Below are 20,407 nucleotides of genomic sequence, written 5' to 3'. Positions count from 1 at the left end.
CAGTTCACTCACCCCGTCGTGCGACTGTCTCGCGCACCGGTTCGGGAACGCTGCGGACAACGGGACGCGTCAGCGGCGCTACCCCACCGACATGACGGACGCGCAGTGGGCCGTGGTCCGTCCGCTGCTGCCGGTGCCCGGCTGGCTGGAGGGACGCGGTGGGCAGCCGGAGGCGTACTGCCACCGGGCGATGCTGGACGCGGTCCACTACTCCACTACCTGGTCGACAACGCAACCAAATGGCGGGCGATGCCGGCCGACTTCCCGCCGTGGGAGCGGGTCTACGCCTTCTTCCCTATCTCGGTGGCCAGCCGGTGGCCGGACGCCTTTGGACGACACCGTACGAGGTAGCAGGTATCAACCGGCCGTAAGTGCTCTGATCAGGCAGGGCACCACCCAGAAGTACGAGCAGGCATGACGCAACACGATCCCTCACGGGCTTCCGTGTTTTCCTGGCGGGGGCCCCGTCGAAGCGGTCGGGTGGCACGGGACGGTGGCGGGCGCTGCTGGTGCCCGGCACGGCAGGTTGCTGCCACCGGTGAGGTCAACGTCTCAGGCGGTCGTCGCTCCGTGGGGCCTCCCTGTCCGATAGCGGACAGGGAGGCCGGGATCGCTGTCGACGGGAGGCGGCACGTTTCTAGGCTTCGGTGGGGAATGCCGACGGCCGAGAGAGAGCCGTGTACCGGAGGGAAGCTGATGACCGCGCTGGCGGCGAGGATGCGGGGGCGGTCGATCATCAGTCGGCTGGTCGTCGGTGAGAGCGCCTTGGAACGACGGGTGCTCCGAGGGCTGGAACAGGTGGAGGCCCGCCTGCTGAAGTGCGCGGGGGAGGCGGAGGATCCGCGGCTGGCCGAAGTCGCCGGGCATCTGATCGCCGCGGGGGGCAAGCGGCTGAGGCCGCTGCTCACGCTGCTCGGGGCCGAGTTCGGCGACGTCAGGGGTGAGGGGGTCATCGAGGCCGCCGTGGTGACCGAGTTGATCCATACGGCTTCGCTGCACCACGACGATGTGATGGACGAGGCGCTGCTCCGGCACGGTGTCAGCAGCGTCAACGCACGCTGGGGCAACACCGTCGCCGTCAGGTCGGGCAACTGGCTCCTGGCCAAGGCCGCCCGGCTGTCGGCCTCTCTGGCGTCCGAGGCGATCCCGCTCCAGGCCGAGGCGTCCGAGCGGCTGGTCCGGGGGCAGTTGCGGGAGCTGGTCGGGCCGGACGGTGCGGAGCAGCGGCTGTCCCACTACTTCGAGGTGATCTCCGACAAGTCGGCGTCGCTGATCTCCCTCTCGCTGCGGCTCGGCGCGGTCCAGGCGGGCGCGCCCGCCGCGGTGGGCGAGGCGCTCGCGGCGTACGGCGAGCATCTCGGTGTCGCCTTCCAGATATCGGACGACCTGCTCGACATCACCTCGCCCTCGGCGGATCTCGGCAAGGAGCAGGGCAAGGACCTCGCGGTCGGCGTGGCCGGCCTGCCCGTTCTGCTGGTGCTCGACGACGCGTCGCCCGGTGACGAGGAGCTCCGCTCGCTGCTGAACGGACCTCAGGCGATGCGGGGGCAACAGCACGAGCGGGCCCTCGTGTTGCTCCAGCGATCCGGCTGCATGGCACGGGCCCGGGGGATCATGGACGAGCGGCTCGCCGCAGCGCGTGCGTCGCTGGGGCCGCTGCCGCCGGGTCCGGCGCGGAAGGCCCTGGAGTCCCTGTGCGACTTCGTGGCCACCAGGACGGCGTAGCGGGCGCTCGCGATCAGAGGCGCGCGCGTTCGCGAGCGCGCTCCACCGCCTGCTTGAGCGAGGTCTGGGCGGCGCCCCGGTAGGGGGCGAGCCGGGGGACGTGCCCGGACCTGGTCGTCTCCGCACCCAGGAACAGGAGATCGTCGGCGAGCCCCACCGTGCGGAACGCCGCGCGCAGATAGGGCTCCTGGAAGTCGTCGGCACGGTCCGCCGCGCCGGGGCGGAGGCTTCCGCCGCGAGCTGTCGCCACCACGGTCCGCAGACCGGACAGCGGTCCCCCTCCGGTTTGCGGGTCGACGAGCAGCGGCGGGATGGCGATCCGGTCGAACCATGCCTTGAAGGCGGAGGGAACGGAGAGGTTGTACATGGGCAGACTGATCAACAGGGCGTCGCACGCGACGAGTTCGTCGATCAGCTCCCAGCTGTGGCCCCAGCTGTCGAGCTCCTCGGGGGTGCGGGCCGCCCGGCGCGCCTCCTCCAGATCCACCGTGCCCGCCGATTCGAGCCGGGAGACCACCTCGACCTGGGCCGCGTCGACATGGCGGACGGGCGTGGCCGCCAGGTCCCGGTGCAGGACCCGGCCTCCCGGGTTGGCCCTCTGCCAGGCCGCGGCGAATTCGGCCGAGATCTGTCGGGAGACCGACTCGGGTCGGGGGCTACAGTCGACGCGGAGCAATGTGGACACGCCGGGCTACCTCTCATCGAAGGGTCGAGAGTGCGGGAATAGCTCCATTCAACCGGTCAACTCGGTCTCAGGCCGTGCACCTGGAGTAACCATTGGTGACGTTCGGCATTAGGGGAATCGACGGTACGCATCGTGCTTGACGTACGGAAGCTGGTTCTGCTGCGCGAGGTGCAGGCGCGCGGATCCATCGCCGCGGCGGCCGAGTCCCTCAACTACACGCGCTCGGCGGTGTCCCAGCAGCTGTCCGCGCTGGAGGCGGAGACCGGGACCGAACTGCTCGACCGGCGCAGCAACCGGGCCGGTCTGACCTCGGCCGGGCGGCTGCTGGTGGAACACGCGGAGCACATACTCGTCGGCCTGGAGACGGCGGAGTCCGACCTGCTCGCCGCGACCGGCCGGGTCCGTGGAGAGCTGCGGGTGGGGGTGCCGTTCCACGAGGGCCCCGCCCTGCTGATTCCCGCGCTGACCCGGGTGCGGGATCTCCACCCTGCCCTCAGGATCACCTTGCAGGGGCTTCCGGTGGGCGGCTGCCGGGAGGCGGTCCGGCTCGGGCAGGTTGATCTGGTGCTCGCGATGGGCTACGACGAGGTGCCCGAACCGTCGATGCCGGGACTGTACGAGGAGCCGGTGGCCGCCGACCGGGTCCGGCTGGCCGTCGGGCCGGGGGGAGCCGCCGACGAGCCGACAAGCCGCCCGCCGGACCGGCTCGCCGCGTACGCCGACCGGCCCTGGGCCCTCGACCCGGACTCGGGGCTCGGCCGGCTCACCGTGCATGCCTGCGCCTCGGCGGGTTTCGTCCCCGACATCGTGGCCCGGACCTCCGATCTGCAGGCCACCCTCGGCCTCGTCTCCCTAGGCTGGGGAGTCTCCCTCGTACCGGATCTGGTGCCCGACCGGCCCGGTTACCCGGTCCGCCGGATCACCCTCGACGGCCCCGGGCTGATGCGCCACGTCTCCCTCGTCGTACGCAGTGGGGCCGTGTCCAACCCCGCGGTCGCGGCCGTCCTCGCGGAGGTGCGCCGGCAGTCGGGCGCGTCGCTCCGGCTGCCGTGACGCGAGGGCGGGGCCGGGGCGGGCGGTCAGGTCTCGATGAGCCGATGGAACAGGACGGTGTCGAAGATGTCCTCCATCACCGTGGCCTTCCCATCGCGCAGCGTCCAGGAGTGGACGAACTCCAGCTCCTCCGTGTGACCCCGCAAGGAGGTCACCTGACGTACGCCGAACACCACGATCCGGTCGCCCGCCACCACGTACTCCCGTGGTTCCAGGCGCATTCCCCCGAGAACGGCGGGCACCCGGGCGAGGAAGCTCCGGACGCCGGCATGCCCGTGCCGGGCGCCGCCCAGTTGGTATTCGGACATGCCGACCGGGTGGATCCACTGGATGTCCGGCGCCAGGATCCCCAGGAGGACCTCGGCGTCCTGGCGGTGGAAGGCGCGGTAGGCCTCCTGGACCAGCTCCAGGTTGGGCGGCGTTCCGGTGGACGCCGGGGACTCCTGGACGACCCGGGCGGGCGGCGGGGTCACGGACTCGTCGGTCACGGGCATGGGACTCTCCTCAACGGTGGACAGGGCTCGGGGGCGTCGTGCCGATCACGGCCGGGTCCGCCTCGCGGACGTGCAGGGGGAAGTGGGCGGCGAGGGTGCGGCGGATGCCGTCCTGCCAGGAGACCGTGCAGGGTCCGGTCAGCGCGCGGCGGCGCGTCGGGTCGAAGCGGTAGGTCTCGCGCGTCACCTCGGACGGCGCCAACGTGGCGGGCACGCCCGTCAGTTCGCTCATGTGGCGCACGCAGTCGGTGATGCCCACCGACTCGTCGCCGCCCCAGTTGACCAGCGTCGCCGGGGAGGACGCGGCGTCCCACAGGGCCGGGACCTGGGCCACGAGGTCGTCGGTGTACAGCGGTGAGAACCAGTTCTGTCCCTCCACCGGGACGGGGATGGGTTCTCCGGCGAGCATCCGCTGGAAGTACAGCATCGGTACGCCGCCGTATCCGCCGGGTCCGTAGGCGATGTTGAGGCGGGCGATGGTGGTGGGCAGGCCGAGGACCTGGCTGAAGGCGCGCACCGCGCCCTCGGTCGCGATCTTCCCCACAGGGTAGGCGGGCAGCCAGTCGGCGACCCCGTCGACCGGGTCGTCCTCGCCGTAGAGGTGGTCGAGCGACTGCCGCGCGTACAGGGCGCCGGTGGAGACGTACAGGAACGATGCGGCGGCGGCGCAGTGCGACATGAGCCGGCCGGTCGCGACCGCGTTGGCCTCGATGGTGGCGTTGAAGTCGCCGTCGTCCCCGCGGCGTACGGCGGAGTGGAAGACGTGGGTGAAGTCGTCGGGTACGGCGGCGAGCGCGTCCGGCGAGGGGTCCTCCAGGTCCCAGTGCCGGGTGGTGATCGACTTCCGGTTGAGCTCCCGCTCGATCCCCGGAGTGCCGAACCTGCCCAGGCACCACACGTCGTTGTGTTCGGCGAGTGCCTCCGCCACGGGCCGGGCGACCTGTCCGGTGCCGCCCGTGACCAGGATCTTCTTGCCCTTCAGCATCAGCTCTCCGTCTTGGTGGTGGTGGAAGTGGTGGAAGTGCTCGCCGCGGTGGAAGTGGTGGCTGCGGTGGCCCGATCCGTGCCGTGGGCCCGCTGCCGTGCCGTTTCGTCGGCGTCCGCCAGGGCGCGGTCGAGCTCCCGGCGCAGAATGGCCTGGAAGGACGCCACGTGCTGGGGGCTCATCAGTGTGTAGTGCTCGCCGGGAACCTCGATGTAGCGGTTGGGCCCGGTGGTGTGCTCGTCCCAGCGGCGCAGCTCGTTGTTGAGCCAGTCCTCCTTGGTGCCGCGCAGGGGGATGGCGTGGAAGACGCTCATCGAGGGCACCGTGCCGGTCGGCCGGTAGGAGCGGCCGAGGTCGGTCAGCGAGTTGGCGACGTGGGCCCAGCCCGCGAACTTGTCCGCGGTCAGGTCCAGTTCGGCGAGTCGTCCGGGCCGGGCGAGTTCCAGGAGCCGGGCGACCTGGTCCTCGAGGGGCAGCCCGCGAAGCAGTCCGGGCAGGTCCTGGGAGTGCTTGCGGTCGATCAGGGCCAGGAAGAACGCCAGGTTGACGGCCGTCTCGGTGAAGTCCAGCTCTTTCATCCGGTACTCGATGTTCGGCGGCAGGTTGAAACTGCCGACGAAGTCCACGCGTTCACCCCGGGAGCGCAGCACCTTGGCGATCTCGAAGGCGACCGCGCCGCCGTAGGAGTATCCGGCGACGGCGTAGGGGCCGTGGGGCTGCCGGGCCCGGATGGCGTCGACGTAGCAGTCGACCATCTGCTCGAAGGTGGCGAAGGGCTTGTCCCCCTCGTCGAATCCTCGGGCGCGCAGCGCGTGGAAGGGGCGGTCGCCCACGAAGTACTTGGCCAGGTTGACGAAGACGAGGACCTCGCCGACCCCGGGGTGCACGCAGAACAGCGGGGTCTTGGCGCCGCTGGTCTGCATCGGCACGATCGGGTCGTACGGGGTCGCTTCGGCGGCGGTCCGCTCGGTGAGCCGTGCGGCGAGGGCCCGGGCGGTGGGGGCCCTCAGCACCGTGATGATCTCCAGGCCCAGGACGCCGAGGTGCCGGCCGACCTTGGAGCGCAGGCGGAGAATGTCCAGGGAGGTGCCGCCGAGGTCGAAGAAGTTGGCGGTCGCGCCGACCGATCCGGGCGCCACGCCGAGTATCTCCGCGTAGATGTCGCACAGGATGCGCTCGGTGTCGTTCACGGGCGCCGTGTAGCCGCCGAGCATGCGCAGGGTGAGGTCGGCGACGGCGCGGGCCGGTCCGGCGTACGCGCCCGACTCCAGGCGTTCGCGCATCAGGGACCGCTGGATCTTGCCGAGGCTGGTCTTGGGGAAGGCTTCCTTGGGCAGGGGCAGGACGAGGAAGGGGCGGAAGCCCCAGTGCATGACGGCGCTGCTGCGTACGGCGGTGAGCACCTGGTGGAGTGCCGTGTCGTCGCCTTCGGGGATCTCCGGGTGCAGGGCGATCACCAGCTGTTCGGTGTCGGCGCCCGCGGGACGGGTCGGGAAGGCCGCCACATAGGAGCCCGCCACGCCGGTCAGCTGCTCGACGGACGTCTCGATCTCGTGGCTGTAGTAGTTGACCCCGTTGACGATGATGCTGTCCTTGCTGCGGCCCACCAGGGAGAGCCGGCCCTCGACGATCCGGCCGAGGTCGCCGCTGCGGAACCATCCGTCGGCGGTGAACGCCTCGGCGGTGGCGCGGGGGTTGTTGTGGTAACCGCGGGTGATCATGGGGCCTTTGAGCTGGAGTTCGCCCGTCTCGCCGTCCTGTAGCTCGTGATCGTGGTCGTCGGCCACGCGCATGGCCAGACCGGGCACCGGGGTGCCGAGGGAGGCGAACTCGCTGTCCTGGTCCACGCCGGGGAAAGCCCGGTGGGAGTAGATGCTGCCGGCGCAGGTCTCGGTCATGCCGAAGGCCGGCCACAGGGCGTCGGGGGCGAGACCGTACGGGGCGAACGCGTCGAGGAAGGCCTCGCCGGTGGCGCGGACGACGGCCTCGCCGCCGCTGACGATGTGCCGCAGCCGGGTCAGGTCGAGTTGTTCGCCGCTGTCGCGCAGCTGCTCGACTCCCGAATTGAGCATACCCAGGAGGAAGTTGGGCGTGAAGGTCATCGTCACGCCGTGTTCGGAGGCGATGCGCAGGAACTGCATCGGGTCCTCCAGGACGGCCTGAGGCTCCACGTGCAGCTGGCTGCTTCCCTGGGACAGGGGGAGGAGATGGCACTCCAGGAGCGCGGCCACATGGTCGAAGGAGATCCAGTTCAGGGTGGTGTCCGCCGGGGTGAGCCGGTGGTAGTGGTTCTTCCCCGCCATGGAGGCCAGCAGGTTGGCGTGGCTGAGCGCGACCGCCTTGGAGTTCCCCGTCGAGCCCGAGGTCAGGACGAGCAGCGCGGTGTCCTCGGGCGACGCGGTGTACGGGGCGGCGGGCTCCGCGGCGTGCAGCTCGTCCGCCAGGGCGACCATGAGGCCGTCGACCGCCGGGAGTTCGGCGGCCAGGGCCCCGTCCGTGACGACCAGGGGCCGGTCGAGCAGGGCGTCGACCTGGCTCAGCCGGGCCGCCCAGCGTTCCGGGTCGCCGCGCAGGGGAGCCATGGGGCACGGCACGAAGCCGCCGAGCACCGCCGCCCAGAACACGGTCAGGAACTCCTTGGGCTGTTCCAGGATCAGGAGGATCTTGTCCTGGGGTCGCAGTCCCCGGGCGCGCAGTCCGGAGAGCATCCGCAGGGCGTCGTCGAGGAGTTCCGTGTGGCTCTGCTCCTGTACGCCCACGGGCGTGCCGGGGAGGCGGTAACGGAGGCCGGAGGCGGAGTGGTGCCGTGCGGCATGCACGAGAAGGCCGGCGATGCTCTGGTGCGGTGAGGTGTTCACACTTGTCTCCCTTGCCTGATGGCGTGACGGGCCTGATGGCACTGCGCAGGGCGGAGCTGAGGACGGGTGTGCCGTGACAGGGGAGTGCGCACGGCTGATCACGTGCGGTACGACGGCGGATGCGAGCCCGGGAAACCGAGAATTGCGCGGGTATTCATCGGTTATTTATGGTGGGGAATCGCAGTGAGTTGAATAGGGTGATGCTGGCCCGTTTCGGGCGGTATAGGGGACCGGTGTTCGCGTCGGACGGAGGGGATAGTCCTTGCCGACGGCATAGTCCTCGCCGACGGCTGGCGCGTGATGGTAGGGGAAGCGACGGGGGTTGCCTGGGAGTGGCTGATTCTGCGTGGTCGCCCCGGCTGTTCGGGGTGGAGCGTGCTGGCTTGAAATGTGTGGCTCTGTCAGTACCTCGGATGACTGAGGTGCGCTTTCGGTGTGCGCGCTGGTGCCGGTGTGAAGGGTGTTGCCGATCGGCGATGTGTGCACGGCGTGGGCATGCCGAGGAATCTAGGCGGATACCTGTCCGCAGTGCGGGACGTATGGCCGCTAGCGGACAGGGATACTACGTAACGTGAGTGTTACGTCACAGTAATGCAGGCGAAAGGGAATGTGAGCCGCCGCTTCCGGTGATTCGGTGCAGTTTGCTGACAAGAGCCCACAGGTTGTTTCTGCAAGGCCGTTCCTGTGTTGTGGGTGACTGTTCTATATTCAATAATGCCTTAAAGGGTGTAGGGGCCTGTTGACTGGATGTGATTGCTCGAACTACTGTCTGGAGCAATCTGGTCGGGCTTCCTGTCGACACATAGTCGATAGGCCGACGAATGGCTTAGTCACCAAGGTTCCCGCGGGGGCGTACCTGTGAAGCCCGTGGCCGGCGGAAGTCTCGCCGGAGAGCGGAAGCCTGGTGCGCTACAGGGGGGCTTTCAGATGTCGGACGCGTTGCTTGAACACAGAAGTGGCGAGAGAGCGGCGACCGCCGATCACTCCGCCAGTTTGGAACAGACGCTGTTGCAGGTCAGCGCCTTGATCGATTCAACGGTCCTGCTGCACAGGCAGCGTTCGATGTCTCCCCAGCCGGTGGCCCGCACGGGCGGAGTCCCCATCGGCGACGCGCTGGAGGCGCTCATCGGCCGGACCCGCCACACGGTGTGCGTCGCCTTGACGGAGACCGGCGAGTTCGCCGACGCGGTGGTGCGTTCGCTGAGCAGGATCCCGGCCCGGACGGCCGTGCGGATCCTGTGTACCGCGGAGGCGACGGACTCCTCCCTGGCGCGGCTCAACCAGTTGGCCGACCGTCGGGTCGAGGTCCAGGTGTCGGAGAGCGAACTGCGCGAGACCCTGGTGGTCGACGGGGTGGCCGCACTGGTGCGCGGCGTCGAGGGGACCAGGGGGCAGACCGCCATCGTGAACGACCCCGCAGCGGTGCGTGCTCTCGAGCTGCTCTTCGCGGGCGCGTGGTCCCGGGGCCGCAGGCTCGCCGATCACCTCCAGCTGAGCCCCCGCCTGCGCACCGACCTGGCCCGGCGCATCCTGGAGCGGCTGCGCGCGGGCAATACGGACGAGACCGCGGCCCGCGAACTCGAGGTGTCGCTGCGCACCTACCGGCGCTACGTGGCCGAGATCATGCGCGAACTCGACGCGCACTCACGTTTTCAGGCCGGAGTTCGGGCCGTGGAGGCCGGACTCCTCTCGGAGTAGGCATGCCACCGCGGTCGCGGAACCGTGCGAGTGGAAAACGATCCCGGGCGGACATCGTGCCCAGAGATCTTGACGGCTGAATCAAGGTAGGTGGATACGACGTGCCCATCGGGGGAGACGATGAGCTGGAGAGCGCTCTACTCCAGGTACGGGCGCTGATCGAGTCGACGGTCGCGCTGCACCGCGACCGCAATCTCCAGGAGAGCCTGATCACCGGTCTCGACAACGACTACGACGTCGTGCTCGACCATGCGCAGCGGCTCATCGGGAGTGCGTCCCGGAGCATCGACATCGTGCACGCGCGCAAGCTCGGCTCCGACGAGCGGTCCGAGCGTACGGAGCGGGAGCTCATCTACGAGGCCCGGGAGGGGGTGAAGGTGCGGCTCCTGTCCAGCCCGGCGATGCTCGACGAGGGCTATGTGCGCGAGCAGTTGACCAGGGAGAACCCGGTGGCCATCCGGGTCGCCCGGGTTCCTCCGCTCCAGGCGCTGGTCGTGGACGAGTGCGCCGCCCTGGTGGTGGCCGACTCGGCGGTCGGCCGGCGGGCGTCGGTGATCCGGGCCCCGGAGGTGCTCAACACACTGCAGAGTCTCTTCGAGAACGTGTGGCTGCGGGCCGTCCCCGCCGGGGAGCGCACCGTGTTCGGGGACCGGTACCGCGCCTCGCTCGCCCGGCAGATACTCGGCGCGCTCCAGGCCGGCGTAACGGACGAGGTGGCGGCCCGCGAGCTGACCATCTCCGTACGCACCTACCGGCGGCATGTCGCGGAGATCATGGCCCTGCTCGGAGCGCAGTCCCGGTTCCAGGCAGGGGTGCGCGCCGCCGAGCTGGGATTGCTGCCAACGGCGGCCGGGTCGGGCCCTGAGCGTGGCGGCCCGTTGGCACCTTCCTGAAAGGTCCGTTGCCGCCCGCGCCTTACCGCCGTTTCATGAGGTGTCAGGAACGGGACTCCCCGATGGGGGCCCGTTCCCCGGCGGCTGGTACCCCCCCCGTTGGCCGTCGGCGCACGAGGCCGGTCATCCCGTCCAGGATGGCCGGCCCTGCGTGCCCTTCGAAGAGCGTCGTGCGGAAGGCGGGTTCATGAATCAGGTACCGGTCGGGCTGGTGTTTCCCGGTCAGGGGACACAGAAGCGGGCAATGGGCGCGCCCTGGCGGGACACTCCGTCCTGGGCGATCGCGGAGGAGGTCTCCGCCGTCACGGGGGAGGATCTTCCCGAGCTGCTGCTGCACACCTCCGACGAGCATCTCCGGCGTACGGATCTCGCTCAACTGACGGTCTTCACGGTCGCGTTGATGGCCCATGCCGAAGCGGTGCGTGACGGCGTCCTCGACGGCCCGGTCGCCGGCTGCGCCGGACACAGCCTCGGTGAGTACGCGGCCCTCGTCGCGTCGGGGGTCCTGACCGTCGGCCGGGCCGCGGCCCTGGTCGCGGTCAGGGGACGGGCCATGCGGGAGGCCGCGGGGGCCCGCGACGGCACGATGGGCGTCGTGGTGGCGGCCCCGATGGGCGAGGTGGAGGCCCTGGTGGGCGAGATGCGCGCCTCGGGCGCCGACGTGTGGGTGGCCAACGTCAACGCCCCCGGTCAGACGGTGGTCTCGGGTTCGCCCGACGCGATCGGGGAGGTCGCGGACCGGGCGCCGTCGATCGGGGGCAAGATGCTCCGCCTCGCGGTCGGCGGGGCCTTCCACAGTCCGTACATGGCCCCCGCCGCGGAGGCGCTCGGCCGGTCCCTGCGGGACACTGTCTTCGCCCCGGCCGCGGTGCCGGTGGTGACCAACGTCGACGCCGAGGCGCATACGGGCGAAGCCGACTGGTCGGCCCTCTGTATCCGACAGCTCACCTCCCCGGTGCTGTGGGAACGGAGCGTACGGACCCTCACCGGCCCGCTCGGCTGCCGCCGGCTCGTCGAGCTGGGGCCGGGGCGGACGCTCGCCGGGCTGATCCGTCGGATCGAGCCGGGCGTGGAGACCGTCTCGGTGAACAAGCCCCTGGACGCCCCCGCCCGGTCGGCGGGTGAACGATGAGCGTGGCGACCCGGCAGCCGAAGCGGGTCAGCGGCATCGGGGTGCTCGACAAGGCCTCGGCACTCCTCGACGTGGTGGAGAAGGGCCCGGTGTCGCTGGCGGAGCTGGTGTCGGGCAGCGGGTTCACCCGTCCGACCGTCCACCGCATCGCCCTGGGGCTGGAGAGCCTCGGACTGCTTGCCCGCGACTTCAGGGGACGGTTCGTCCTCGGTCCGAGGCTCGGCAACATGGTGGTGGATGTGCAGCGCGACCGGTTGGTCGAGGCGGCGTCCCCGGTGCTCTCGGAGCTGCGGGACCTGACGGGGCTGGACGCGCGGCTGTTCCGGCGCAGCGGGGCCATGCAGGTCTGCGTCGGCGCCCGGGCCGAGACGGGCGGCGTCGCGGAGGATCTGCCGGTCGGTACCGCGCGGTCGCTCCGGGCGGGCCCGGTCGCCCAGGTCCTGCTGGCCTGGGAGGAGCCCGGGGAGCTGTACGAGGGGCTGCGCAGCGCCCGGTTCACCGCCGCGCAGCTCTCGCTCGTGCGCCGTCGCGGGTGGGTGCACGGCCCCGACGCGATGATGCCGGGGGCCGTCTCGATCGCGGTGCCGGTGCGGGCCATGGGCAAGCGGGTGGTGGCCGCACTCGCCCTGACCGGAACGCCCCCCCGGATGCCCGCCACCCCCAGCCGGCTGCTGCTCGGCGCCGTCATCGACGCGGCGGGTGAACTCGGCGACGTGCTCGTGGATTCCCGGCCTGTCCGGACGCGCGCGGCGGCTTCTCGCCGTGGTTAGCCCTTTGCCGGCCGGGCGCGTCCGCCGCCTGTTCCGGTCACTCGCAGCCGCGCTGCCAATTCCACCCGATAAAGGTGTTCTTCAGCTTCACGTCGAAGGTGCAGTCGGCGGTGGCGTCGGCATGAAGCCGCACGGATGAGCTATGGGTGTTCGCGTACGTGTCGCCGGACGGGTCGAAGATTCCCTTGTAGGTGAAGTCGGCGGTGGATTCGTGGTTGACGACGGAACAGTCGGTCGCGCAGTCCTGGTTCTCGGAGGCGGATTTCAGCGACCAGCCGGCGTTCCACGGCTCGCGGTTCCACTCCTGGGTCGTGCCGGTGGCGGCCGTGGTGATCCGGCCGGCCGCGGTGTTCCAGTCGGCGGTCGAGTACAGGCCGGTCATACGGATGTTGCAGCAGTCGAACATCTCGTTCCAACTGCGGATCTGCCGGGCGGCCGAGGGCGCCGCGGCGCTCCGTGCCGAGGACTGCGCGGTGCTCGGCGCCGGGACGTACCGGACCGGACCCAGTTCGGGCTCGCATCCTTCGCCGATGGTCACCGTCTGCCGCACGGACATCCCGGCCGGGGGCACCGGGAGCGAACCCGACAGGTCGAGGGGACCGCACGACCGCTCGGCGCTCTGCTCCGCGGCGGACGCGGCGGGCGCGGCGGGCGCCGCGACAGCCGTCGTACCGAGGGCCGGGAGGAGACCGACGGCGGCGATCGTGACGAAAGCGAGGTGCTTGTATCGCATTTTTCCGGGTCTCATTCCTTCTCGACAAGTTCTTTGATTCAGGAGAGTAACTTCCTTTCCTTGGCGCGGGACCGGCTGCGCGGATGTTGGCAGGAAGGTGAACAGCACTGGAATTCGGCGGCCTCTTCTGCATATCGGCACTTTCATGTCACGTCTATTGGGCGAAGCCGGTCGCGCTGCGAGAGTCGACAGCGACCGTCGCGGTCCCGGGCCACAGGAGGAATCGGGTATGACGATGCATGACCGGGTGGGCGAACTGGCCCAGATCCGTCACGAGGTACTCGCAGGCGTCGACACGGCCACGCGGGCCCAGCACGCCAAGGGGAAGCTGACGGTGCGCGAACGCCTGGCGCTCCTCTTCGACGAGGGCTCCTTCACGGAGACCGAGCAGTTGCGCCGGCACCGGGCCACCGGTTTCGGCCTGGAGGCGAAGAGACCGCACACCGACGGCGTGGTGACGGGCTGGGGCACGGTCGAGGGGCGCACGGTCTTCGCCTTCGCCCATGACTTCCGGATCTTCGGAGGGGCGCTCGGTGAGGCCCACGCCGCCAAGATCCACAAGCTGATGGACCTGGCGATCGCTGCCGGAGCCCCGCTGGTCTCCCTCAACGACGGGGCCGGAGCGCGTATCCAGGAGGGCGTCTCCGCCCTGGCGGGCTACGGGGGGATCTTCCAGCGCAACACCCGTGCCTCGGGCGTGATCCCGCAGATCAGCGTGATGCTCGGGCCCTGCGCCGGCGGCGCCGCCTACAGCCCGGCGCTCACCGATTTCGTCTTCATGGTCCGGGACACCTCGCAGATGTTCATCACCGGACCCGACGTGGTGCGGGCCGTCACCGGTGAGGAGATCACCCAGAACGGGCTCGGCGGGGCCGACGTCCACGCGGAGACCTCGGGTGTGGCGCACTTCGCCTACGACGACGAGGAAACCTGCCTCGCCGAGGTCCGCTACCTGCTGTCCCTGCTGCCCTCCAACAACCGGGCGCTGCCGCCCGCCGTGCGGCCGGAGGACCCGGCCGACCGGCGGTGCGAACGGCTGCTGGACCTGGTGCCGCTGGACGGCAGCCGTCCGTACGACATGCGCGAGGTGATCTCCGAACTCGTCGACGAGGGCGAGTACATGGAGGTGCACGAGCGCTGGGCCACCAACGTCATCACGGCTCTGACCCGGCTGGACGGCCAGGTGGTCGGGATCGTCGCCAACCAGCCGCAGTCCTTCGCGGGGGTGCTGGACATCCACGCCTCGGAGAAGGCCGCACGGTTCGTCCAGCTGTGCGACGCCTTCAACATTCCGCTGGTCACCCTCGTCGACGTGCCCGGCTTCCTGCCCGGCGTCGACCAGGAGCACCGGGGCATCATCCGGCACGGGGCCAAGCTGCTGTACGCGTACTGCAACGCCACCGTTCCCCGGGTCCAGGTGATCCTGCGCAAGGCGTACGGCGGCGCGTACATCGTGATGGACTCCCTCTCCATCGGAGCGGACCTCTCGCTGGCCTGGCCGGCCAACGAGATCGCCGTGATGGGGGCGGAAGGCGCGGCCAACGTGGTCTTCCGGCGGCGGATCCAGGCGGCGGACGACCCCGAGGCGACGCGCCATCAGTTGGTCAAGGAGTACAAGTCCGAACTGATGCACCCGTATTACGCGGCGGAGCGCGGGCTCGTCGACGATGTGATCGACCCCGCCGACACCCGGTCCGCCCTGGTCCGCGCGCTGGCCATGCTGCGCTCGAAACACGCCGCGCTTCCCTCGCGCAAGCACGGAAACCCCCCGGTGTAGAGGAGTAAGCCATGCCGATCTCCCCGCTCGACGGGCCACTTGGTGACGGACTGCTCAAGGTCATCAGCGGCTCCCCCTCCCCGGAGGAGCTCGCCGTCGTCGTCGCGCTGCTCACCGCTCTGGCCGCCGATGGCGGGGCCGCGGCCCCGGCGGACGACGGTCGCGGCGCGCCGCCCGTCCGGGCCGGCTGGTCACGCCGGGACGGCGGCTCGCCCTGCTCCTGGGCTGCGGTGGAGCCCGCGGCTGGCAGCTAACTGCCAGCCGCGTTGCGGGCCCTTCGGCACCCTGTTAATCAGTACAAAAGCGGAGTGAACGGGTCATGCAGAGGCCGTCCGCGATATCGGGAGGCAGCTCGTGCTTCAGGTGGTGTTCCGGATCCTGGGGCCATTGGACATCAGCGCCGGAGGGCGCGCGATCGTCCTCACCGGCGCCCGTCAGCGCACGATCATGTCCATGTTGCTTCTCTCCCCCGACCGGGTGGTCTCGGTGGACAAGCTCGCCGACGCCGTCTGGCACGGGGCCCCGCCGCCGACCGCGCGCAACCAGATCGCGATCTGCGTCTCGGCCTTGCGCAAGACGCTCAAGGCGGCGGCCGGGGTGGACGACATGCTGGTCACCAGCCACCCCGGCTACATGGTGGTCACCGGCGAACACCGCATCGACGCCGTGGAGTTCGAGGAACGGGCGGCGCTGGGCCGGGAGGCCGCCCGCAGCGGCCGGATCGAGGAGGCCTGCGCCCACTTCGACGAGGCCTTCGCCATGTGGCGCGGCCCTGCCCTGGAAGGGATTACGGCCGAGCGGGTCGAGGCCGAGGCGTCCCGGCTGACCGAGACGAGGCTCGACGCGTACGAGGAGTACATGGGGCTGCGCCTGGAACTGGGCCAGCACCGGGAGGTGCTGGGCGAGCTGGCGCCCTTCGTGCGCGAGCACCCGCTGCGGGAACAGGCCACGGCGCACCTGATGCTGGCCCAGTACCGGTCGGGTCGGCGGGCCGAGGCGTTGGAGACCTACCGCGAGGGCCGCCAGATCCTGGCCGACGATCTGGGCATAGACCCCGGGCCCGCACTGCGCCAACTGCACGACCAGGTCCTGGCCGACTCCCCGCTGCTCAGCCTGCCCGTCGAGCCGGTGCTGCCGGCACCTCCGGTGGCGACGCCGGCCCATCTGCCGCTCAACGTCGTCTCGTTCACCGGACGGAACGGTGAACTGGCTGCCCTGGACCGCCTGTTGGATCATGTGGGGGGATCGGCGCTGCCCGTCGGATCGATCACCGGTATCGGGGGCGTGGGCAAGACGGCGCTCGCCATCCGCTGGGCGCACCATGTCGTCGGCCGCTTCCCCGACGGCCAGCTCTTCGCCGACATGCGCGGATACGACGAGGAGGCACCCCGGCGCGCCGGCGCGGTGCTCGACCGGTTCCTGCGCGCGCTCGGTGTTCCCGGACCTGACATCCCCGGGGACCCGAACGAGCGGATCACGCTCTTCCGTAGCGTCCTGGACGGCCGCCGCGTCCTGATCGTGCTCGACAACGCGCGCTCGTTCCGGCAGATACAGCCCCTGCTGCCCGGCTCCGGTCTCTCCTGTGTGCTGGTCACCAGCCGCGACCCCATGGGCGGAGCCCTGGCCGGTGACTACGCCTTCGTCCCCCTGCACCTCGGCGCACTGGGACACGAGGAGTCGATCGCGCTGCTCTCCAAGGTCGCCGCGGACGGCCGGCTCGCCGCCGACCCGGAGGCCGCAGCCCGCCTCGCCGCCCTGTGCGACCGGCTGCCGCTCGCCCTGCGCATCGCGGCCGCCCGGCTCGCGGCCAAACCCCACTGGTCGGTCCGTACCCTGGTCTCGCGGCTGGAGGACCAGCACCGCAGGCTTGACGAACTCAGTCCGGACGAGCGGGGTGTGCGGGCGGGCCTGCGGCTGAGCTATCGCGATCTGCCGGCCGCCACCGCGCGGATGTTCCGGCTGCTCGGCTCCCTGAACGTGCCCGACTTCGCCTCCTGGGCCGGGGCCGCCCTCCTCGACATCGACCCGATCGACGCGGAGGACCTCATCGAGGAGCTCGTCGACGCCCAGATGCTGGTGCCGCTCCCCTTCACGACCGACAGGGTGCGCTACCGCTTCCAGGACCTGCCGAGGCTGTTCGCCCGGGAACTGGCGCTGGCCGAGGACACCGAGGAGGAGCGGCGCGCGGCCCTGCGCCGCGCGGCGGGCGCGTGGCTCGGTCTCGCGTCGGAGGCGCATCGACGGGTGTACGGGGGCGACTACACGATCATCCACGGGACGGCCCGCCCGTGGCCGTTGTCGGCGCGGCTGACGGAGAGCCTGCTGGAGGACCCGATGGAGTGGTTCGAGAGCGAGCGCGCCTCCGTCATCGCCCTGGTCGACCAGACCGCCCGGGAGGGCGAGTCCGGATACGCCTGGGACCTGGCGAGCACCAGTGTCACCCTCCTGCAGAACCGCAACTACCTGGAGGACTGGCGCTTCTGCGGCGACCGCGCGCTGTCCGCCGTACGGGAGTCGGGCGACCGGCTCGGCGAGGCCGTGATGCTGCAGTCCCTCGGGACGCTCGGGATCATCCGGTGGGAGTTCGACGAGGCCGCCGTCTTCCTCGACCAGGCGTGGAAGCTGTTCGAGGAGTTGGAGGAGGCGCAGCGGGAGAACGGCGAGAAGGGGCGGGCCCTGGTGCTCCGCAACCAGGCGCTGTGCGCCCGCCACCGCGGGGAGCTGGACGTCGCACGGGACCTGGGCCGACGCTCGCTGGTGATCTTCCGCAGGGTCGGCGACCGGTACGCGGAGACCCATGTGCTCGGCCTGCTGGCCCAGATCGAGCTGGAGCGGGGGCAGTCGCGGGCGGGCCTGCTGCTGTCGGCCGAGGCGGTCGCCCGCAGCCGGGGGCTGGGGAGCGTACGCGGAGAGGCGCAGAGCACCGTCCGCTTCGCCGAGGCGCTGATCCACCAGGGGGAGGGGGTCCGGGCGGAGGAGGCGTGCCGGCGTGCGCTGGAACTCGTCCGCGGCAGTGGCGACCGGCGCGGTGAGGCCCACGCGCTGCGGACCCTGGGCGAGGCGCTGTGCTGCCAGGACAGGTACGAGGAGGCCGAGGCGGTCCTCGCGCTGGCCCTGTCGGCCGCGGGCATGGTCCCGGACCGGTATCTGGAGGCGAGGGCCGAGATGGCCCTGGGCTGTGTGCGCGCCCTGCTCGGGGACCGGGAAGGGGCCGCTGTCTGCTTCCGGGCGGCGGGCGACCATTTCGCCGGGGTCGGCGCACCGTACTGGCGGGAACGGACGACCCTGCTGCTGGCGGCGCTCGGCCGGCGCGAGCAGATCGCCCCGCCGGGGCTCATCGAACTCGTACGGCCGTGAGGGGCCCCGCCCGCCGGGGCGTCACGTCCAGGGGTCGTCGCCCCGCACGGAGGTCCACGGGTCGTCCGCGGCTGCCCCGGTGACCGCCCGGTCCGCCGACGGGGCAGTGAACGCGGCGGAACCGATGGCCGCCACGAGCAGTACCGCGCCCGTGGCGACGACTGTCCTGGCCGAGGTGAAGACGAAGTGCTGCACGGCACTCTCCTGAGGTGGGTCTGGCGTGGTCCGGCCCTGAGGCGTTGCCACGCGGTATGCCGAGAAAGCTACGGCGGCCGCTTTTTCCGGCGGTTTCGTCTCGCTTTCGCGACCGCGAAATCCCTCCGACATCGCTGGAGAAGTCACGTTCCGTAGCGTTTCGCGGCGGGTGGCCCAGCGTCCGGAGCGGGTCCGCGCAGCGAGGAGAGACCATGCACTTCACCCTGCTCGGCTCCGTGTCGGCCGAGACCGGGACGCGCGTGGTGGCCCTCGACGGCAACAAGCAGCGCACCGTGTTCGCCGCCCTGCTGCTGGCCCACGGCAAGGTCGTGACCGACGAGCGGCTCATCAGGTTCGTATGGGGCTGGGACCCGCCCGCGAGCAGCGTCAACCAGCTCTACACCTATGTCTCGCGGCTGCGCACCCGGATCGGGACCGGGGTCCGGCTGGAGCGCAGGGGCCCCGGTTACCGCCTGGACATCGGCGACTCCACGGTCGACTGGGAGACCTTCCGGAGTCTGGCCGACGCGGGCGACGCGGACCTGCGGGCCGGACGGTACGCGGAGGCCGAACGCCAACTGGCGGCGGCCCTCGCCCTCTGGCGGGGGCCCGCCCTCACGGGAGTCACCGAGCAGTTGGCCGGGGCCGAGGCACCCCGGATGGAAGAGGCCCGGCTCTGCGCCGTGGAGCACCGTACGGAGGCGGCGCTCGCCCTGGGCCGCCACACCGAGACCGTGCCCGGCCTCACCCGCCAGGTGGCGCGGCACCCTCTGCGGGAGTGCATGCGGGGCCAGTTGATGACCGCGCTGTACCGGTGCGGCCGGCAGGCGGAGGCGCTCGCGTTGTACGAGGCGGGACGCCGCACCCTCGCCGAGGAGCTGGGCATCGACCCGGGCCCGGCCCTGCGCGGACTGTACGAGGAGATCCTCCGGGGCGCCCTGCCCGCGCCGCCGGCCCCCGAACGGGTGCGGAGCGCACCCGTCGGCCCCGCGCGGGAGACCGGTCCGGCGCCGGACGGCGGCGGGGCCGCCGGCCTCGTGCCGTCGCTCCTGCCCGCCGCCCCCGGAGACTTCACCGGCCGGGCCGCGGAGGTGGAGGCCGTGCTCGCCGCGCTGCGCGAGCAGCGGGACGTCGTGGTCACCGGTGCGCCGGGCACGGGCAAGTCGGCCCTGGCGCTGTACGCCGCCGAGCACTGCCGCGACGCCTTCCCGGACGGCCGGCTCTACGCCGACCTGCGCAGCGGGAGCGGTGCGCGCCGGCCCAGGGAGGTCCTCGGCTGGTTCCTGCGCGCGCTGGGCGCGGACCCGGACCGGCTGCCCGGGACGCTCGACGAGCGGGTCCAGCTCTACCGCACGCTCCTGACCGGGCGGCGGACGCTGGTGGTCCTCGACAACGTGGCCGACGACGCCCAGGTCCGTCCGCTGCTCCCCGGCGGGGGGCCGAGCCGCACCGTCGTCACCGGCGTCCGGGCCCCGCTGGCCTCGCTGGAGGGGACCCGGGTGGTGCAGCTCGGTCCGCTGGGCCCGGCCGACGCCGTGCGACTGCTCACCGCGATCGTGGGCCCCGCCCGGATCGCGGAGGACCCCGAAGCGGTCGTCCGCATCGCCGAGTTCTGCGACCGTCTCCCGCTCGCCCTGCGGATCGCCGCCGCCAGGCTCGTCGCCCGGCCGCAGTGGTCCACCGCCCGGCTCGCCGGGCGCCTGGCGGAGGGGCACCGGCGCCTCGGCGAGCTGCGGCTCGGCAGCCTGGACGTCACGGCGGGGCTGCGACATGTCGTGGACGGCCTGCCGGTCCGGCTGGCCGAGGCGTTCGTACGCCTGGCCTCGGCCGGATCTCCGCAGCTCACCGCACCCGACGCGGCGGCCCTCCTCGGCACGGGGTGCGATGAGGCGGAGGAAGTCCTGGAGCAGCTGACCGACGCCCGGCTGGTGGAGGGCTGGAGCGCCGGGGGCGACCACTGGCCGTGCTACCGCTTCCCGAGCCTGGTCCGGCTCTTCGCCCAGGAGCTGCGCGGGGCGGGACTCGCCGTCGCCTGACCATGGTTCGCCCGCC

At 71.3% G+C, this 20,407-nt stretch carries 16 protein-coding genes; 10 read left to right on the top strand and 6 right to left on the bottom strand.

Features of this window, described 5'->3' with window-relative positions; translation table 11 throughout:
* Positions 1-696: 696 nt before the first annotated feature.
* A complete protein-coding gene (locus tag ACIQRW_RS32155) occupies positions 697-1,725 on the top strand; it encodes a polyprenyl synthetase family protein (protein WP_403767081.1) in 1,029 nt (342 codons plus the stop codon).
* A gap of 13 nt (positions 1,726-1,738) precedes the next feature.
* On the opposite strand, the gene ACIQRW_RS32150 is transcribed toward ACIQRW_RS32155, so the two are convergent.
* Positions 1,739-2,410 carry an FMN-dependent NADH-azoreductase gene (locus ACIQRW_RS32150; RefSeq protein ID WP_403767078.1) on the bottom strand — a complete coding sequence of 224 codons (672 nt, stop codon included), beginning with the start codon at positions 2,408-2,410 and terminating at the stop codon, positions 1,739-1,741.
* Between the two features lie 132 nt (positions 2,411-2,542).
* Here ACIQRW_RS32150 and ACIQRW_RS32145 point away from each other — a divergent pair, with 132 nt between their 5' ends.
* A complete protein-coding gene (locus tag ACIQRW_RS32145) occupies positions 2,543-3,463 on the top strand; it encodes a LysR family transcriptional regulator (protein ID WP_403767075.1) in 921 nt (306 codons plus the stop codon).
* A 26-nt stretch (positions 3,464-3,489) separates the two neighbouring features.
* Here ACIQRW_RS32145 and ACIQRW_RS32140 read toward each other — a convergent pair whose 3' ends face one another.
* The 3 genes from ACIQRW_RS32140 to ACIQRW_RS32130 are packed head-to-tail and all read right to left on the bottom strand — an operon-like array spanning position 3,490 to position 7,800.
* Positions 3,490-3,957 (bottom strand): nuclear transport factor 2 family protein, encoded by a 468-nt coding sequence (locus ACIQRW_RS32140; RefSeq protein ID WP_403767072.1) that lies wholly within the window; start codon positions 3,955-3,957, stop codon positions 3,490-3,492.
* A 10-nt stretch (positions 3,958-3,967) separates the two neighbouring features.
* Positions 3,968-4,942 (bottom strand): NAD-dependent epimerase/dehydratase family protein, encoded by a 975-nt coding sequence (locus ACIQRW_RS32135; RefSeq protein WP_403767070.1) that lies wholly within the window; start codon positions 4,940-4,942, stop codon positions 3,968-3,970.
* Positions 4,942-7,800: an AMP-binding protein gene (locus ACIQRW_RS32130; protein ID WP_403767067.1), complete on the bottom strand. Its 2,859-nt coding sequence runs from the start codon at positions 7,798-7,800 to the stop codon at positions 4,942-4,944. The genes ACIQRW_RS32135 and ACIQRW_RS32130 overlap by 1 nt, the downstream gene beginning before the upstream one ends.
* Before the next feature lie 1,023 nt (positions 7,801-8,823).
* Between ACIQRW_RS32130 and ACIQRW_RS32125 the strand changes: the two genes are divergently transcribed.
* From ACIQRW_RS32125 to ACIQRW_RS32110, 4 genes are all read left to right on the top strand, one after another.
* Positions 8,824-9,498: a LuxR C-terminal-related transcriptional regulator gene (locus ACIQRW_RS32125; protein WP_403767064.1), complete on the top strand. Its 675-nt coding sequence runs from the start codon at positions 8,824-8,826 to the stop codon at positions 9,496-9,498.
* 101 nt (positions 9,499-9,599) lie between these two features.
* Positions 9,600-10,391, top strand: coding sequence for a LuxR family transcriptional regulator (locus tag ACIQRW_RS32120; RefSeq protein WP_403767061.1), 792 nt, complete (start codon positions 9,600-9,602; stop codon positions 10,389-10,391).
* A 187-nt stretch (positions 10,392-10,578) separates the two neighbouring features.
* Positions 10,579-11,523 carry an ACP S-malonyltransferase gene (locus ACIQRW_RS32115; protein ID WP_403767058.1) on the top strand — a complete coding sequence of 315 codons (945 nt, stop codon included), beginning with the start codon at positions 10,579-10,581 and terminating at the stop codon, positions 11,521-11,523.
* Positions 11,520-12,293 carry an IclR family transcriptional regulator gene (locus ACIQRW_RS32110; protein ID WP_403767056.1) on the top strand — a complete coding sequence of 258 codons (774 nt, stop codon included), beginning with the start codon at positions 11,520-11,522 and terminating at the stop codon, positions 12,291-12,293. Before ACIQRW_RS32115 ends, ACIQRW_RS32110 begins: the two co-directional genes overlap by 4 nt.
* A gap of 37 nt (positions 12,294-12,330) precedes the next feature.
* On the opposite strand, the gene ACIQRW_RS32105 is transcribed toward ACIQRW_RS32110, so the two are convergent.
* Entirely contained in the window at positions 12,331-13,026 is a 696-nt protein-coding gene (locus tag ACIQRW_RS32105) for a hypothetical protein (protein ID WP_403767053.1), read from the bottom strand.
* A gap of 235 nt (positions 13,027-13,261) precedes the next feature.
* On the opposite strand from ACIQRW_RS32105, the gene ACIQRW_RS32100 reads away from it, so the two are divergent.
* The 3 genes from ACIQRW_RS32100 to ACIQRW_RS32090 all read left to right on the top strand — a co-directional run bounded on the left by ACIQRW_RS32100 (position 13,262) and on the right by ACIQRW_RS32090 (position 18,160).
* Positions 13,262-14,803, top strand: coding sequence for an acyl-CoA carboxylase subunit beta (locus ACIQRW_RS32100; protein ID WP_403767185.1), 1,542 nt, complete (start codon positions 13,262-13,264; stop codon positions 14,801-14,803).
* 11 nt (positions 14,804-14,814) lie between these two features.
* Positions 14,815-15,057 carry an acyl-CoA carboxylase epsilon subunit gene (locus ACIQRW_RS32095; protein WP_403767050.1) on the top strand — a complete coding sequence of 81 codons (243 nt, stop codon included), beginning with the start codon at positions 14,815-14,817 and terminating at the stop codon, positions 15,055-15,057.
* 100 nt (positions 15,058-15,157) lie between these two features.
* Complete coding sequence (locus tag ACIQRW_RS32090; protein ID WP_403767047.1) at positions 15,158-18,160, top strand: BTAD domain-containing putative transcriptional regulator; 3,003 nt, start codon at positions 15,158-15,160, stop codon at positions 18,158-18,160.
* Positions 18,161-18,181: 21 nt separating this feature from the next.
* Here the strand turns inward: ACIQRW_RS32090 and ACIQRW_RS32085 are convergent, their stop codons facing one another.
* Positions 18,182-18,355, bottom strand: a complete 174-nt coding sequence (locus ACIQRW_RS32085; RefSeq protein WP_403767044.1) for a hypothetical protein — start codon at positions 18,353-18,355, stop codon at positions 18,182-18,184.
* Positions 18,356-18,567: 212 nt separating this feature from the next.
* Between ACIQRW_RS32085 and ACIQRW_RS32080 the strand changes: the two genes are divergently transcribed.
* Complete coding sequence (locus ACIQRW_RS32080; RefSeq protein ID WP_403767041.1) at positions 18,568-20,391, top strand: BTAD domain-containing putative transcriptional regulator; 1,824 nt, start codon at positions 18,568-18,570, stop codon at positions 20,389-20,391.
* Positions 20,392-20,407: the final 16 nt, after the last annotated feature.

Origin of the sequence: Streptomyces sp. NPDC091287 (genome assembly GCF_044768525.1) — a bacterium.
Taxonomy (GTDB): Bacteria; Actinomycetota; Actinomycetes; order Streptomycetales; family Streptomycetaceae; genus Streptomyces.
The sequence above is the reverse complement of the archived record's forward strand: the minus strand, read 5'-3'. Positions and strand labels throughout refer to the sequence as shown.

Coding starts and splice junctions, on each gene's coding strand:
- ACIQRW_RS32155 (WP_403767081.1), top strand. CDS start 697: ATGACCGCGCTGGCGGCGAGGATGCGGGGGCGGTCGATCATCAGTCGG.
- ACIQRW_RS32140 (WP_403767072.1), bottom strand. CDS start 3,957: ATGCCCGTGACCGACGAGTCCGTGACCCCGCCGCCCGCCCGGGTCGTC.
- ACIQRW_RS32135 (WP_403767070.1), bottom strand. CDS start 4,942: ATGCTGAAGGGCAAGAAGATCCTGGTCACGGGCGGCACCGGACAGGTC.
- ACIQRW_RS32115 (WP_403767058.1), top strand. CDS start 10,579: ATGAATCAGGTACCGGTCGGGCTGGTGTTTCCCGGTCAGGGGACACAG.
- ACIQRW_RS32110 (WP_403767056.1), top strand. CDS start 11,520: ATGAGCGTGGCGACCCGGCAGCCGAAGCGGGTCAGCGGCATCGGGGTG.
- ACIQRW_RS32105 (WP_403767053.1), bottom strand. CDS start 13,026: ATGCGATACAAGCACCTCGCTTTCGTCACGATCGCCGCCGTCGGTCTC.
- ACIQRW_RS32100 (WP_403767185.1), top strand. CDS start 13,262: ATGCATGACCGGGTGGGCGAACTGGCCCAGATCCGTCACGAGGTACTC.
- ACIQRW_RS32095 (WP_403767050.1), top strand. CDS start 14,815: ATGCCGATCTCCCCGCTCGACGGGCCACTTGGTGACGGACTGCTCAAG.
- ACIQRW_RS32080 (WP_403767041.1), top strand. CDS start 18,568: ATGCACTTCACCCTGCTCGGCTCCGTGTCGGCCGAGACCGGGACGCGC.